The following is a 14,455-nucleotide window of genomic DNA, read 5'->3' as shown; positions in this document are numbered from 1 at the left end:
CAGAGTTCGGCGATGTTTTTGGCCCAACAAGCACAAATAGCTCAAAGAGCTATAGGCTGAACTTAAAGTAATTTATTAAGAGTAAGATTTTTTTGGTATTACGAAGATGCATCTGCCAATGATTCGGCAGGGAGGGATTCTTGCGTTACTACCGGGTTTCTGCTCGAGATTCGGACAGAAGGAAAAAGGTGGAGAGTCGATCTATAAGCCGGGTTCTGTCTTGAACAGTCATTCGTCTACGATGGCCATCACTGGACATCTTTAGCAACCTACCCGGTCCCAGCGCGGGCCACGCCTTGGGACCCTATTTGGTCTTGCTCCAAGTGGGGTTTACCTAGCCACGAACTGTTGCCAGTCGTGCGGTGCGCTCTTACCGCACCTTTTCACCCTTACCGGCACCGAAGTGCTTAGGCGGTTATTTTCTGTGGCACTTTCCGTAGGCTCACGCCTCCCAGGCATTACCTGGCACTTCGCCCTATGGAGCCCGGACTTTCCTCCCCCCCCTAATTTTCATAGAGGGCAGCGACTGTCCAATCGACTCTCCGCCGCGCAGGTTAACGGCACGGCGGACTTAGGACAAGTAATAAAAGTTCAGAATTGCCATCACGTTCAGACGGAATACCGGTTCAACCCCGGAACTATTCGGCTTTCTGTTTATCCAGCGCAGCTTGATACAAGAGGTTCTTGCGCACCCCGGTGATTTCCGCCGCCAGGGCGGCCGCACGCTTGAGGGGCATCTCCTTGAGCAGCAGGCCAAGGATGCGCATGGCTTCGCTGCCCACCGCATCTTCGTCCTCAGGCGCGGTCCAGCCTGCCACCAGCACCACACACTCGCCGCGCTGCTGATTGCTGTCACCTTCGACAAACGCACGCAACTCTTCCAGCGGCAAGCCCTTGAGGGTTTCGAAGGTCTTGGTCAGCTCACGGGCCAGCAGTGCCAGGCGCTCGCCGCCAAACACCAGCTCCATGTCCTGCAGGCATTCGAGGATGCGATGGGGGGCCTCATAGAAGATCAAGGTGCGCGGTTCTTCCTTTAACGCTTGCAGGCGTGCGCGCCGCCCGACGGCCTTGGCCGGCAGGAAACCCTCGAAAATAAAACGATCCGACGGCAGGCCCGCCGCCGACAATGCCGCAATCAGCGCGCACGCGCCCGGAACAGGCACTACATTGATACCAGCGGCCCGTGCCTGGCGCACCAGATGGTAGCCAGGGTCGGAGATCAGTGGCGTGCCCGCGTCGGAGATCAGCGCCACATCGTCGCCGGCCAACAGGCGCACGATAAAACGGCTGCCTTCTTCACGTTCGTTGTGTTCGTGGCAGGCGGCTAATGGCGTGCTGATACCAAAATGCTGCATCAAACGCTGGGAGTGCCGCGTGTCTTCAGCCGCGATCAATTTAACCTCGCGCAACACTTTCAGTGCCCGGGCACTGATGTCGTCCAGGTTGCCAATGGGCGTCGCCACGACAAAAAGCGAGCCTGCAGTGGAATTCAAAGGACCTGGAGCAGTCAAAACGCACACCTCGATGGTTGGCAAAAGCGACATTGTAGCGCGTAGGCGCCTTGAAAATATGCCACCACGGCCGATGCCTTTTCAGCCGTTTGGCGCCAGCTGCAACATTTGCACGACCTAAATCGATGGTTTCACGCCAGTAACATCGCGCCTGGGCCAGTGCTTGGGTACAATTCCACGCTAATTTGATCGGTATCAGGAACACTTACATGATCGCTTGCCTGCGGCTGCTCTCCGCCCTCTGCCTCGCTGCCTTGTTGGCCGCGTGCGCCAGCTCGCCCTCGTCCAGCCTTGGCGACCTTCCACGGACCCCGGACGCCAGTATCGAGCAACTGCTCGAACAGGCCACCACCGCCAAGACGCCAGAAAAGGCCGCGTTGCTGCGCCTGAGTGCGGCAGACATGGCCTACAAGCAGAACAACCCCGGGCGCTCGTCGCAGATTCTTGCGCAAGTGCCCCTGGATGTCCTCAAGCCCGCCGCGCAAGTGTTTGCCAGCACCCTGGCCGCCGAACTGGCCATGGCGCGCAACCAGCCCAAGGCTGCGCTGACCGCCTTGAACCATCCGAGCCTGCAAAGCCTGAAGGAGCTGCCGCCTGAACAGCAGATCCGTACCGGCAGCGTGCACGCCCGCGCTTATGAGGCCGACGGCCAGACCCTGGCTGCCGCCCGGGAGCGTGTCGCCATGGCCCCACTGCTCACGGGTGATGCCGCCAAAAGCAACCACGAAGCCATCTGGGCCCTGATTGCCGCCGTGCCGGCCGAACAGCTGCAAGCCAGCGGCAATCCGGTCCTGGACGGTTGGATCACCCTGGCCCAAGCGGTCAAGGGCGCCGGTACGCTGGAGCAGCAACAGGCTGCCATCGACACCTGGCGCGCACAGAACCCGGGCCACCCGGCTGCCGTGCAACTGCCCACACCACTGACCAAGCTCAAGGAACTGGCCAGCCAGCCCCTGAACAAGATCGCCCTGCTGCTGCCACAGGACGGCCCGCTGGCCTCCGTCGGCAAGGCGCTGCGTGAAGGCTTCATGGCGGCGCACTACCAGGCCGAACAGGCCGGGCAGAAGCCACCGGTCATCGAGTTCTATGACAGCTCGCGCCTGACCTCCCTCGACGACTTCTACGCCAAGGCCCAGGCCGCTGGCGTGCAACTGGTAGTCGGCCCGCTGGAGAAGCCTTTGGTCAAACAGCTCAGTGCCCGCCCGCAATTGCCGATCACCACCCTGGCGTTGAACTACAGCGAGACTGATCGCAGCCCGGCGCAACTGTTCCAGTTCGGCCTGGCCGCTGAAGACGAAGCCCGCGAAGTGTCGCGCCGCGCCCGTGCCGACGGCCTGCATCGCGCGGCTGCCATGGTTCCGCGTGGCGAATGGGGTGAGCGTGTCTACAAAGCCTTCCGCCAGGACTGGGAAGCCAATGGCGGCCAGGTCATGGGGGTTGAGTATGTCGATCAGCCCGTCGCCCTCGCCCAGCAGATTGCCGATCTGTTCCAGCTGCGCAAAAGCGAAGGCCGCGCCAAGAGCCTGCAAAGCACCGTAGGCACCGACGTAGCCGCGCAGCCGTCGCGTCGCCAGGACATCGAGTTCATCTTCCTGGCCGTGCCCCCGCAACTGGCCCAGCAGATCAAGCCGACCTTGAACTTCCAATACGCCGGCGACGTGCCGGTGTACGCCACATCCCACGTGTTCAGTGCCAGCGGCGACAAGAACCAGTACCTGGACATGACCAACGTGATGTTCTGCGAAACGCCTTGGTTGCTCAACACCACCGACCCACTGCGCAACCAGGTGGCTGCACAATGGCCACAAGCCAATGGCAGCCTCGGTCGCCTGTATGCGATGGGCGTCGACGCCTACCGCCTGGCGCCGCGCCTGGGGCAACTCAAGGCACTGCCGGATACCCGTGTTGACGGCCTGTCGGGCAACCTGGGTATCAGCGCCAACCAGCGCGTTGATCGCCAGATGCCATGGGCCAAGTTTGTCGGTGGCGAGATCCAGCGCCTGCCGGACACGCCGCGCTGATGCCCGAGCGGTCCAGCGCACAAAGCGGCAAGGACGCCGAACTGCAAGCCCTGAAGTACTTGCAACTACAAGGTCTGCGCCTATTGGCGCAGAACTGGTTATGTAAACGCGGTGAGCTTGATCTGGTCATGCTTGACGGCGATACAGTAGTATTCGTCGAAGTCCGCTACAGAAAACACGCACAATGGGGTGGCGCGCTCGCCAGTATCGACGGGCGCAAGCGTCAGAAGCTGATACTTGCCGCGCAGTTCTTCCTGCAAAAAGAGCATCGCTGGGCCGACGCCCCCTGCCGTTTCGATGTGGTTGCCATAGAAAGCACACCGTCTGGTCAGGCTGATCTGAACTGGCTCAAAAATGCCTTCGACAGCTGATTCGCCGGACATCTTCACCACACACTTTTGCTCTTTGCTTTGCGGGCTGCACATTCCTGTGCCATACAGCCGCGCTACTTAAGGTCACACAGATGGACATGCAATCCCGAATTCGCCAGCTTTTCCAGGCCAGTATCGACACCAAGCAACAGGCGATGGACGTACTTGCACCGCACATCGAGCAAGCCAGTCAGGTCATGGTCAACGCCCTGCTCAACGAGGGCAAAATGCTTTCGTGCGGCAACGGTGGTTCGGCCGGCGATGCCCAGCATTTCTCTTCCGAGCTGCTCAACCGCTTCGAGCGTGAGCGCCCAAGCTTGCCGGCCATTGCATTGACCACCGATTCGTCGACGATCACCTCGATTGCCAACGACTACAGCTATAACGAAATCTTCTCCAAGCAGATTCGCGCCCTGGGCCAACCAGGTGACGTGCTGCTGGCGATTTCCACCAGCGGCAACTCTGCGAATATTATTCAGGCGATCCAGGCCGCACATGATCGCGAAATGATTGTCGTAGCATTGACCGGGCGCGATGGCGGGGGCATGGCCTCATTGCTGTTGCCTGAAGACGTGGAGATTCGCGTCCCGGCCAATGTCACCGCACGTATCCAGGAAGTCCACCTGCTGGCGATCCACTGCCTGTGCGATCTGATCGACAGCCAACTGTTTGGGAGTGAAGAATGACCGTTAACCGCCTCAGCCTTTTGGCCATCACCCTGTGCCTCGCTATCAGCGGCTGCAGCACGGCCATCACTGCAACACGCGACACCCCTATCCAGGATGACAAGGGCACCCGTACCTTCGGCAGCAAAATCGACGACTCGCTGATCGAAACCAAGGTTGAAGTCAACGTCGCCAAGGCCGCGACCGACCTGGGCAACGGTGCATCGCGCATCGTCGTGACCAGCTTCAACGGCGTTGTTTTGCTCGCCGGCCAGACACCACGCGCCGACCTCAAGGCCCAGGCCGAGCAAGCCGCCGCTGCCGTACAGCGCGTGAAGAAAGTACATAACGAATTGCAGGTGATGGACCCAATCACCCTGCTGGCCATCAGTAATGACGCCCTGCTGACCACCAAGATCAAGGCGCAGATGCTCACCGATAACGCGATCCCCGGTTCGCGCATCAAGGTCGTGACCGACAACGGTATCGTCTACCTGATGGGTCTGCTGACCCAGGCCGAAGCCACGCGTGCAGCCAATCTGGTGCAGGGTGTGTCTGGCGTGCAGAAGATCGTGAAGGTGTTCGAATACATCGACTGATGTAACCGACAGCTACAAAAAAGGGCGCCTTACATAGGCGCCCTTTTTTATTAGCGAATGTTTACTGGTACTGCGAGTACGGGTTGCCCTGGAACTGGTTGTTCTGCTGTGGCGCCTGTTGCTGAGCACCTGGCTGGCCGTACTGCTGGCCCGGGATCGGACCGAGGTTCACTTCCACACGACGGTTCTGGGCGCGGCCGTTGACGTCGGCGTTGCTGGCAATCGGGTTATCCGGGCCGGCACCGCGTGCGCTCAGGTTGGCACCGTTGACGCCCTGGGACGTCAGGTAGTTGGCCACGCTCTGCGCACGACGCTGGGACAGGTCCATGTTCAACTGGCGGCTGCCCGTGCTGTCGGTATAACCAACGATCTGGATCGTGTTCTGGTTGAACTGCTTGAGCGAGTTGGCCAGGTTGTTCAGCGGCTGGTAGAAGCTGCTGGAGATCGCATCCGAGTTGGTGGCGAAAGTGATATTGCCCGGCATGATCAGCTTGATCTGGTCGCCCTGGCGCTGAACTTCAACACCGGTATTGGCCATGCTTTCACGCAGTTTCTTTTCCTGCTGGTCGGCGTAGTAGCCGTAACCGGCTGCGCCGGCACCCGCAACGACCGCACCGATCAGTGCGCCCTTGCCACGGTTGTTATGGTCGATGGCTGCACCCGCCAGCGCACCGGCCAGGGCACCCAGGCCGCCGTACTTGGCGGTCTTGCTCATACCGCCGGATTCATTACTCGCCTGCCCCTGGCTGCTGCCGTCATAAGGGTTAGGGGATGCGCAGCCGGACAACAGGGCTACGACGGTAGCAACAACAAGCAGACGACGCGAAGTGAACATGAAGGGAGCTCCTACTTTTGCATTCTATGGTGCAAAGGACATTGGCAATGGACCTGTGCCGAGTTTGGAACACGACAAACGGCAAAAATTCCGTCGCTACAGCAACCGTAGCAGACGCACGCTGAACCCGACCTGAGTTTTTGCTGCAACGCTTGCCTCTAACCCGGCAATTATTCCGTCACGCCCGTACAAAAGGGTTCTCACGCATTTCATCACCCAATCGGGTATCCGGTCCGTGACCGGTCACCACCGTTGCCCCCTCATCCAGCGTGTACAGCCGCTGCTTGATCGAACGCACGATGGTCGCCTGGTCTCCACCCCACAAATCCGTACGCCCGATACCGCGGCGAAACAGCGTGTCGCCGGCAATCAGCAGCTTGGCATCGGATGTCAATGTAGTGTGAGCAAATGAGCAGAGTGGCGAGCACCCTGCTATACCTACGCAAGCACGGGAGCTCGTACCTTGTTCAAGCAAAGTGAAAATTTAATATGTGTAAAGTCAATTCTTAGGTCAAATGGCCGAGTTTACGATCGAACAGATGTCTTCGATCTTGACGCTATTGGGATAGTCCAAGATGCATGGATAGCAATAGCACTCAAACAAATAAGTTCGCGATCAATTCACGAAAAAGTGACAACCAGCTATACCTATGGAATCCAGCAGGCACTTAGTGAACTCTCTGTCGACATCGACGCAATCGAAATTTTAAACAAAAATGAATACGCACTGACTGCGGCCCTTTTGCATCGTCTCTTTTTAACCCTTGAACGAAGACTATTGAAACGAACAGACAAAAAGGCAGAATCCCGACGAAAAATATCTTTTTCATTTAGAAATCTTGTAATCCACTCTACATTTAACTGCCCAAATGAAATAAGCAGAGAGTCTATAAATTACAAAACGATTCTAGGAGCACTGCGAGCAGATCCACGACCAATACTTAATTCCGAGCAACACGCCAAAGCCCACAGTAATAAAATCCCACTAGGAGCCGTCCCACACAAAAACTACAACGAACTGATTTCCAAGTCCATTGATCTGCTCGCCACCGACCTGCAAAAAATAATAGACGCATGCATTGCCGATCTAAACAACATAGAAATCTTGAGAAAGCTCGTTATTAGCTCAAAAGAATCGACACGAAGCGCATCAACAGAGAAAGTAATCAGGCGATTTATTTACAATTCTTACCCCACTTCTTACGACATTAGGCGCTATGAGATACTATGCCCTAAAAAAAGATTAAACGCTTATTTAAACATAATCAAAGATGACAAATTACTTTATAAAGGCGCGCGTTTATGGGTTGGTTACAAGTTACCCGAATTGCTCAAACAAGCTGGCCTTACCTCCACACCTGGATTTAACACCAGGCATATCTTAGCACTTTCCGTCAGAGCTTGCTTTATCGAGTTGCAAGCCATATTTATACTGCTACTTTGTAGAACAGGCTGGAATAAAGCCTCATTGTTTGCAATGGAAATCAACAACATCATATATGATGAAGAATATGGGCACTACGAAATCCAAGGATACAAGTCAAAAACAGATGACTTTACCCCATCAGTATTCATTGATCGGCATGAAAAACATTATCAAGATGCCATTCGTCGTCTTATATGGAATCGAAACCAACTAATCTTACTTGAATTTATCCCCGCTACCGAACAACGCATATGGTTTTCGTGGACCACTTCGAAAGACATGTACACGGAAAGATCTGTAATGATTCAAATGACACCCGACGCTTTCATTGAAAGGCATAGCCTTTTCAAATTTACACTTGAGCAAATCCGAGAACAAGTTGGGAGCCTCGAGCACTACACCACGAGAAGTACCGAGCATACAAGACGCAAACTCGGACATACAAGCATAGGCACAACCGGACTTTATCTTGACCAATTATTCAGCAGAAATATAAACTCCTCAATTAATCTCGAGTTCCAAAAGAGATTAGAAAAAAAGATCATCTTCAATATGGAAAAAATAAAAACAACCGGCACTTTAAATTTAATGCCTATTGGCGATGGAGCACTATGCTCCGACCCGATCAATCATCCCTTTAAAGGCCTTCAATCTGGAGAGAACATATGCCAAGCCCATCATTGCCATATCGGTGATGGCTGTCCGAACCGTGTAATTGAAATTGATGAGTTTCGGATAACTGAAGTCATACGCACACGAAACTACTATTACCATCACTGGAAGCAGCTCTACTCTGAAAACAATGACCACTTCTCCATGCGGATAGCCCCTCGAATCATATTCAACGAGGCACTATACAATTTCATTAATAGCTCCGCCTATGGTTATATTTTAAGACAGATAGAGGCAACCATTAATCATGATTAATAAAAACCTATCCAGCGCGATACTTCTACAGCTAAAAAAACATCCTTTAGACACTGACATCTCAGTAACACCAGATGCTTTACTTCGAATAACTCAAAGTGAAGCAAGGAAAGATGAAGTTGGCTACAAAGAGATATCTTTGCAGAGATTTGTTCTTCCACCCAACTCGGTCTACCCAAAACCTACAAAATTAGTAGATCATGAAATTCTATTTTTATCGACCATTTATGCAGTTAGCGAATACTCGAGAAACACCCCCTCGTCCAAAAGCAAAGCAAACAGAATTGCATTTATGTTAACAATAACAGTTAAATTTATGGAATATATTTGGCTAAACGACACATTCGACCTTAAAGACCTTTCTCCCCATACATTAAAGAAGCTACCTTGCCATTTAGCAAATGGGGGTTGGCATGAAGCACTGAATATTAGTGAAAGACTTAGCAGTTTTCTTGCGACAGCAAACGACTATGATCATCCTGTTTTCACGTCCACCAACAGCAAAAAATCAGTTAGCAGTGCTGGCTTTCAATTAGCAATCTCTACAAACATAACAGGCAAGGAGACATCTTTATACTTCGACCAAGTACAGAAATTTAAAGCAATGAAAGGCTGGCCATCGGCAGCTAAAAACCAGAAAGAAACATTAACTCTTGGCATGAATTACAGTTCATTACGCCAGACTTTGGAAGCATTAAATTACCTGTATAGGATACCTAACCTCTACCGCTTAGGAATGGTACCTTATCCTGAATATTCCCGCCTAAGTAAAAGGCTGACGGACACACCTGGACGAACAAAGAATATTAACAGTTATGGCGCAGGAAAAATGTTAGAGGAAGCTCTGACCTTATTGTACGAACAGAGTGACGCTATACTTGAGACGATACATTATGCAGGTGCATGCCTATCCAACATTGATGGCCGAAATATAAAAACAAAACTTAACGATATATCTCTACACTCAAAACTCATTAATCCTTCCGTCACAACCGAAAACATCTACAAACCAATAACAATTAAACACCTAAACCATTTAACCAGAGACCTACTTACAGCTTGTTTTCTAATAATAGCTATATTTAACGCAAGAAGAAGAGACGAAATAACACATCGTAAACTCGGTATATCCCTCGGCGCCTGCACTGTCTACAACAAAGAAAACAATATCTTTGAAATGATGTTTTACATAGAAAAAAATCGAAAAGACTATTTGCCATTTTATGTAGGAAACGCAACACAAAAAGCGGCTGAAGCTTTAGAGAAACTACAACTAATCTATCTAAATATAGACTATAAAACTCACTCAATAGGCAAACTGAAAGACACTAATATCACATTGTTTAGACATAAACTTTTTTCTGCCAAGGGATTCTTAGGCAGCTATACAGACTACAATTTTGAAGCCTATAAAACCGGCCAAGCATATCATTTCATTTCTTCACGCTTAAAATTTGAAATACATTCAACGCCACATATGTTCAGAAGGCTTTACTGCACCATTTTCATGAACCAACACGAGTTCCCACATCTTCCCGCACTATCATACCAACTCCAGCATGAGTGCTTGGCAACAACCCAAATTTACATAACTAGTCCGATTACCCAATCCGAAGCAGCCACGCTGAGTAAAATTTATGACTGGCAAATAGAAGAATATATAGACACACACAAACACCACAACAACGACATAGCAAAATATATGGATGAAGCAATAAAAGAAAAATTCTCAGAAATCATATATCGAATAATATCCAACGACAGCGTGACTGGCGGGTACACAAAAATGGTCAGAGTATTATTCAGGCGCTTACAAAAGTCTGTTACTTTTAAAGGTTTGGACGACCGCCAAAAAATTGATACATTTATTGAGAGGCTTTCTTCAAGAGGCCATGCACCATCAACTTTTAAACATGCACAGTGCCTTGCAGGAAATAATAGAATAAAGTCTCGCTCGAAATGCTATGAGCTTTCGGACAACACCCTTCACAAAGAAAACGCAACCCCACAACTATGCAGTAATTGCCCATTCTCATTCACATCAATTGAACATATAAAAGGTTTGGAACAGCACTCACTTGAATTATCCAACCAAATAAAAACCCTATGCTCAAACTCCATAATAGTTAAAAACCTTGAGATAAAATTGCAAAACCTTTATGAGATCATTGAGTATCATCACAAAAAACTAGCAGGAGGCTAAATGAATCGATCACAAATAAATAAGCACGAAGCGCTTAACAATATAATGGAAAAAATATTGATTCTTAGAAAATGGGCAACTCAAACCGAAAGCTTTGCTAAAGATGAATACTACCCTCTAACGATTAGACAGTTCAATAATTGGAATATGTTGCAAAACTCTGAAAAAGTGCGCGAACAGTCCGCCGCTATAAAACGAAACGCTAATGATACTCTAAGACGATACCCTGACTTACGAGAAGAAATTGCAAGCCTAATATCATCGATCACTTTAAACATCAATAAAAAAACATCCAAACCAGAAAAACTTACAGCTCTCAGACAAAACATTCACGACCTAAAAAATTATATAGACACACTAGAAAAATACACAGCGGCACAAAAAGCGCAACTCGTGTTGATGCAGGAAAAACACTCGTCGCAAATTTCCCAATTAAATAACATTATTAATGAACTTAAAAAGCATCGGAGCTAACTCAATGAGCTTAAAACTTAGATGGCAACACACCCCAAAGATCGATATAGCAATACCTTACGACACAGAAATGAAAATTATTGTAAATGAGTTAATGGATTACGCAATTTATTTGCAACGCGAAGAGAGCCTAAGCCATCTATACATTAAAAACGAAATGTTCCATTTATCGCTATTTTACATTCACCTTCGCAAAAGTCGCCTTAAGTTTACGCAAGCTGATACGCAAACCCTTAGGGATTTTCGTGATGATGACTTCAAACGATTGCAACGGTACAGCACGGCAACCCCGAAAAGCTTAAAAGCTGTAGTTAATAATCGATTACGTAGAATCTATCACTTTTATTCCTGGCTTCAATTACATCTTGGGTTAATTAATATAATTGGCCTAAAAAGCGCCCAAATATACTCCTCGCTTCCAAACCATCTCGGCAAATCCACGTATAAATTACGTGACAAAAACATGTTCCCCTTACTTTACCCGCGCATTGGAGCTCTTAGCAAACACACTACAAAATACGAACCTTCCGAGAAAAACTTACGTACCCTTGAGTTAGCATTTCTAAAACATCGCGACATTTACATAGCACATCGAAATGCATTGATGCTAGCGATAGCAAATGCGACAGGCTTTAGGAGAGCTTCTATAAACTCACTGCTATGCAGTCAGTTTAGCGATGGCGAAATCGATGTAACTGATGAAGATTTCTTTGTCGTAACCCCGCCAGAGCAAAAATATAGTAATACTTTAAGCTACAAAATCCCACTGTTACTCGCCTTTCGCATCAACGCTTTTATTAAGACTTATCGCAACAACTTTCTTCAAGATAAAAATATAAAAGAAGCAGTCACTTGCGATAGAATTTTCCTATCCGCGCGAACGGGCGCCCCGTTGAACAATCAATCTGTCTCAGAAATTTTTGCCGCCGCTATCAAATCAATCAATATTCCCAGCGCAAGAGTTGGCATACATGCCTTTCGACGAAAATTTACTAACGATGAAATCGCTAAACAGTCTACAATTCGTGCAGAACTAAAATTAGATACTTCAGATGCATCAATAAAAAGCGCCGTGTCACTTTCCCTCGGACAATCGTCTCCGGGGTCCATCAACTCCTATGTCTCACGTAGACAAACTCACGAGGTTCACAGAAGGCAAAATCAAAAAAACCGTGAATTCGAGCAAGTTGTGCTGGAGAATGAGAGACTGGAAGAAGAAAATGAAACCCTTAGAAATAAATTAAAATCCTTAGTTTCCTTCGAAGACTAGAAGATCTATTTCCGGTTCAAAGACGCTCTTAAAAAATACTATGGACCTACTTCCCCTATAACCCTAATGTTAATTATATAACTACACATCGAGATTCAGATCTCAAGAGCAAAGCTCTCATAACGCTTTATATCTAATACCCAAGGCCAGACGTTCAGAGTATTCTTCATTTCAGCGTACTCTTTCTTCACAACTATCTGCCAGAGAATCTAAAGCTTAGCGGTACTGGCTACTGCTCTGATACCCTCCTCTCGCAGCTTGGCTCCAAAAGGCCACACTGCCTAGCGTTAATTTCAACACTTAAAAATGCCCAGCATTTGAACCGGACCCTTATCCGTCTCCGGGGCACGTGGCTTCTTGCCTCCGCCGCCCCTTATAGCTGCAAGAGCTTGGTTCCCGGTTTTATTAGAGTCGTTGGAAAGGGTCCATCTCCCGTGAAACTCAAGACGCAGGAGGGGTATCATGCAGATTGCGCCCTCCTTTCTGGGGCTTAACCGCATGGGCGTCTCATCGATGGGGGAGGAACTGTGGTAGACGACTCTTTCAATTTTGGCGAAATTTCTGCTCACCTTGATCACCTGATAGACACCGATCCTGACGAGGCATTGAGGCAAGCGAGAGCGCTAAGCCTTGAAGGGCCAAATCGCCTCAACAAGATGCAGCTGCGCGCTGCTACGTTGGTGAATGCTGGAGTGCAGTGCCAACAGCAAGATGCGATCGATGATGGGCTTGCTCTCTACCGTGAACTCCATAGCCAGTACCCCACAGCGAATACCGTCTTCAACCTAGGCACTGCGATAGTCAGCTCAATTGGCTATTCGCCGGATGGGGCCGAGTGGTTGGATCATAAGGAAGGCACTAGGCACGCCCGCTCGGAGGCCAGGGCATGCTTTTGGAGTGTGGCTCAGGATGCCAAAGCAAGCGCGTCCGCGCGGACGCAGAGCTGGACGAATCTCGCTAATCAGTTGGCAGATAGCCAACGCTGGAGCGAGTGTCATGATGCGCGACTTGCTGCCATGGCTCTGGATCGAAAAAATGGCGTTGCTGCTCACGCCGCTGCTAGGTACCTGATTTACTGCTACCAAATGGGCCTCTGTTCGGACCTCGCGATACTAGAGGCTGCTGCATACGCCAAGGTGGCACGGGAAAACCGGGATCGAATCATAGAATACGCGGGGCTGCAGGCAGCGGATGGCATGCTTGGCTTTCTCAATCGTTTCCAAGAGCCTCCGCCAAGGGCGCCGCATAGCGACCCCTTCATTTCCTGGGTTGAGAAGGAGCGGCTAACTCTCGGCCCGACTGTTGAGCTTGTAGATTCCGAAATAAGCAAGCTTGATTGGTTGCGGTTGCCGGGCATTCTGGAGCGAGAGAATGGAAAAGGAACAACGCCTCCACCGATATTTGCGATGTTCAACCAGATGAAAGGTGACTTCATCCTAGCCCGTGATCTTGCCTGGCGTTCTCGCGATGAGGCCGGGTGGCCTACCTCGGGGTGCTTCGATGACACCTTGGATTACGCCGTATATGGCCCAGCTACGTCTGCATTAATACTTGCTCACCGCACAGCTATCGACCTACTGGACAAGGTTGCCGCCGCCGCAAATCACTACTTCGACCTAGGTCTGAAACCACATGAGATCTTTTTCGGGAAGATCTGGCGCCTACGGCCAAACAAGGAGGGCGAAAAACTACTGACATCTAAAGTCGAATCCATAGTTCGAGCAGGCGTGCATGCTCTTTATGGCCTGGTCGAACTGGCCGATGACTATGAGGCCAGGAGCGGCATTCTGCGTCCCCTGAAAGACCTACGTAATGCCGGCACGCATCGCTTTGTGGTCTTGCATGACCTAGGAGATATCACTCAGTGTAGACAGGCTGCCGAAGTCGAACATCATGACTTTGATCGATTTACTGCAAGGGCCATGAGCGCGCTTCGCGTAGCCAGGTCAGCCATTCAGATGCTTGCGTTGGCTGTCAGTGAGCAAGAAGAACTGTTGATGAAGTCGAAGGAGGGGCTCATTGGTACCCTTGAGGTTTTTGATCATGACTGGATTCGAGGGCGGGATGATGATTTCGAGACTGATAATTTTGATGGGATCGATGGAGTTGATCAGCCGCCTGCGTAATTGCATCCAAGTGAACACACGTTTGCA

General features: G+C 50.2%; 11 protein-coding genes, 1 other RNA gene and 1 pseudogene. 9 read left to right on the top strand and 4 right to left on the bottom strand.

Going from position 1 to position 14,455, the window contains the following annotated elements:
• Positions 1 to 188: 188 nt before the first annotated feature.
• Both rnpB and rsmI read right to left on the bottom strand, forming a co-directional pair.
• Positions 189 to 542, bottom strand: an RNA gene (rnpB, locus tag M2497_RS05810) — RNase P RNA component class A.
• A 96-nt stretch (positions 543 to 638) separates the two neighbouring features.
• Entirely contained in the window at positions 639 to 1,544 is a 906-nt protein-coding gene (gene rsmI / locus M2497_RS05805; RefSeq protein ID WP_248486252.1) for a 16S rRNA (cytidine(1402)-2'-O)-methyltransferase, read from the bottom strand.
• 176 nt (positions 1,545 to 1,720) lie between these two features.
• Between rsmI and M2497_RS05800 the strand changes: the two genes are divergently transcribed.
• The 4 genes from M2497_RS05800 (at position 1,721) to M2497_RS05785 (ending at position 5,167) form a co-directional block, all read left to right on the top strand.
• The gene (locus M2497_RS05800) at positions 1,721 to 3,532 is read left to right on the top strand and encodes a penicillin-binding protein activator (protein ID WP_248486250.1); all 1,812 of its coding nucleotides are present in this window, start codon (positions 1,721 to 1,723) and stop codon (positions 3,530 to 3,532) included.
• Entirely contained in the window at positions 3,532 to 3,903 is a 372-nt protein-coding gene (locus tag M2497_RS05795) for a YraN family protein (protein WP_248486248.1), read from the top strand. The genes M2497_RS05800 and M2497_RS05795 overlap by 1 nt, the downstream gene beginning before the upstream one ends.
• Positions 3,904 to 3,995: 92 nt before the next feature.
• Positions 3,996 to 4,589 (top strand): phosphoheptose isomerase, encoded by a 594-nt coding sequence (locus M2497_RS05790; protein ID WP_007904374.1) that lies wholly within the window; start codon positions 3,996 to 3,998, stop codon positions 4,587 to 4,589.
• Positions 4,586 to 5,167 (top strand): BON domain-containing protein, encoded by a 582-nt coding sequence (locus M2497_RS05785; RefSeq protein ID WP_016974948.1) that lies wholly within the window; start codon positions 4,586 to 4,588, stop codon positions 5,165 to 5,167. The genes M2497_RS05790 and M2497_RS05785 overlap by 4 nt, the downstream gene beginning before the upstream one ends.
• A gap of 61 nt (positions 5,168 to 5,228) precedes the next feature.
• On the opposite strand, the gene M2497_RS05780 is transcribed toward M2497_RS05785, so the two are convergent.
• Together M2497_RS05780 and M2497_RS05775 are read right to left on the bottom strand one after the other, a co-directional pair.
• Positions 5,229 to 6,002, bottom strand: coding sequence for an OmpA family lipoprotein (locus tag M2497_RS05780; RefSeq protein ID WP_012722283.1), 774 nt, complete (start codon positions 6,000 to 6,002; stop codon positions 5,229 to 5,231).
• Between the two features lie 178 nt (positions 6,003 to 6,180).
• A pseudogene (locus M2497_RS05775) lies at positions 6,181 to 6,384 on the bottom strand (MBL fold metallo-hydrolase); the annotation flags it as partial.
• Between the two features lie 81 nt (positions 6,385 to 6,465).
• Here M2497_RS05775 and M2497_RS05770 point away from each other — a divergent pair.
• The 5 genes from M2497_RS05770 to M2497_RS05750 all read left to right on the top strand — a co-directional run bounded on the left by M2497_RS05770 (position 6,466) and on the right by M2497_RS05750 (position 14,428).
• On the top strand, positions 6,466 to 8,355 hold the full coding sequence (locus tag M2497_RS05770) for a hypothetical protein (RefSeq protein WP_248486246.1): 1,890 nt from the start codon (positions 6,466 to 6,468) through the stop codon (positions 8,353 to 8,355).
• Entirely contained in the window at positions 8,348 to 10,558 is a 2,211-nt protein-coding gene (locus tag M2497_RS05765; protein ID WP_200645810.1) for a hypothetical protein, read from the top strand. Before M2497_RS05770 ends, M2497_RS05765 begins: the two co-directional genes overlap by 8 nt.
• Complete coding sequence (locus M2497_RS05760; protein WP_149873203.1) at positions 10,559 to 11,032, top strand: hypothetical protein; 474 nt, start codon at positions 10,559 to 10,561, stop codon at positions 11,030 to 11,032.
• 4 nt (positions 11,033 to 11,036) lie between these two features.
• Positions 11,037 to 12,302 carry a hypothetical protein gene (locus M2497_RS05755; protein WP_200601232.1) on the top strand — a complete coding sequence of 422 codons (1,266 nt, stop codon included), beginning with the start codon at positions 11,037 to 11,039 and terminating at the stop codon, positions 12,300 to 12,302.
• A gap of 527 nt (positions 12,303 to 12,829) precedes the next feature.
• On the top strand, positions 12,830 to 14,428 hold the full coding sequence (locus M2497_RS05750) for an LA2681 family HEPN domain-containing protein (RefSeq protein ID WP_248486244.1): 1,599 nt from the start codon (positions 12,830 to 12,832) through the stop codon (positions 14,426 to 14,428).
• Positions 14,429 to 14,455: the final 27 nt, after the last annotated feature.

It is taken from the genome of Pseudomonas sp. CYM-20-01 (genome assembly GCF_023169845.1).
GTDB lineage: Bacteria > Pseudomonadota > Gammaproteobacteria > Pseudomonadales > Pseudomonadaceae > Aquipseudomonas > Aquipseudomonas azotoformans.
The sequence above is the reverse complement of the archived record's forward strand: the minus strand, read 5'-3'. Positions and strand labels throughout refer to the sequence as shown.

Bases quoted from the DNA above. Each gene is read 5' to 3' on its own strand.
- rsmI (WP_248486252.1), bottom strand. From the start codon at position 1,544: ATGTCGCTTTTGCCAACCATCGAGGTGTGCGTTTTGACTGCTCCAGGT.
- M2497_RS05800 (WP_248486250.1), top strand. From the start codon at position 1,721: ATGATCGCTTGCCTGCGGCTGCTCTCCGCCCTCTGCCTCGCTGCCTTG.
- M2497_RS05795 (WP_248486248.1), top strand. From the start codon at position 3,532: ATGCCCGAGCGGTCCAGCGCACAAAGCGGCAAGGACGCCGAACTGCAA.
- M2497_RS05790 (WP_007904374.1), top strand. From the start codon at position 3,996: ATGGACATGCAATCCCGAATTCGCCAGCTTTTCCAGGCCAGTATCGAC.
- M2497_RS05785 (WP_016974948.1), top strand. From the start codon at position 4,586: ATGACCGTTAACCGCCTCAGCCTTTTGGCCATCACCCTGTGCCTCGCT.
- M2497_RS05780 (WP_012722283.1), bottom strand. From the start codon at position 6,002: ATGTTCACTTCGCGTCGTCTGCTTGTTGTTGCTACCGTCGTAGCCCTG.
- M2497_RS05765 (WP_200645810.1), top strand. From the start codon at position 8,348: ATGATTAATAAAAACCTATCCAGCGCGATACTTCTACAGCTAAAAAAA.
- M2497_RS05760 (WP_149873203.1), top strand. From the start codon at position 10,559: ATGAATCGATCACAAATAAATAAGCACGAAGCGCTTAACAATATAATG.
- M2497_RS05755 (WP_200601232.1), top strand. From the start codon at position 11,037: ATGAGCTTAAAACTTAGATGGCAACACACCCCAAAGATCGATATAGCA.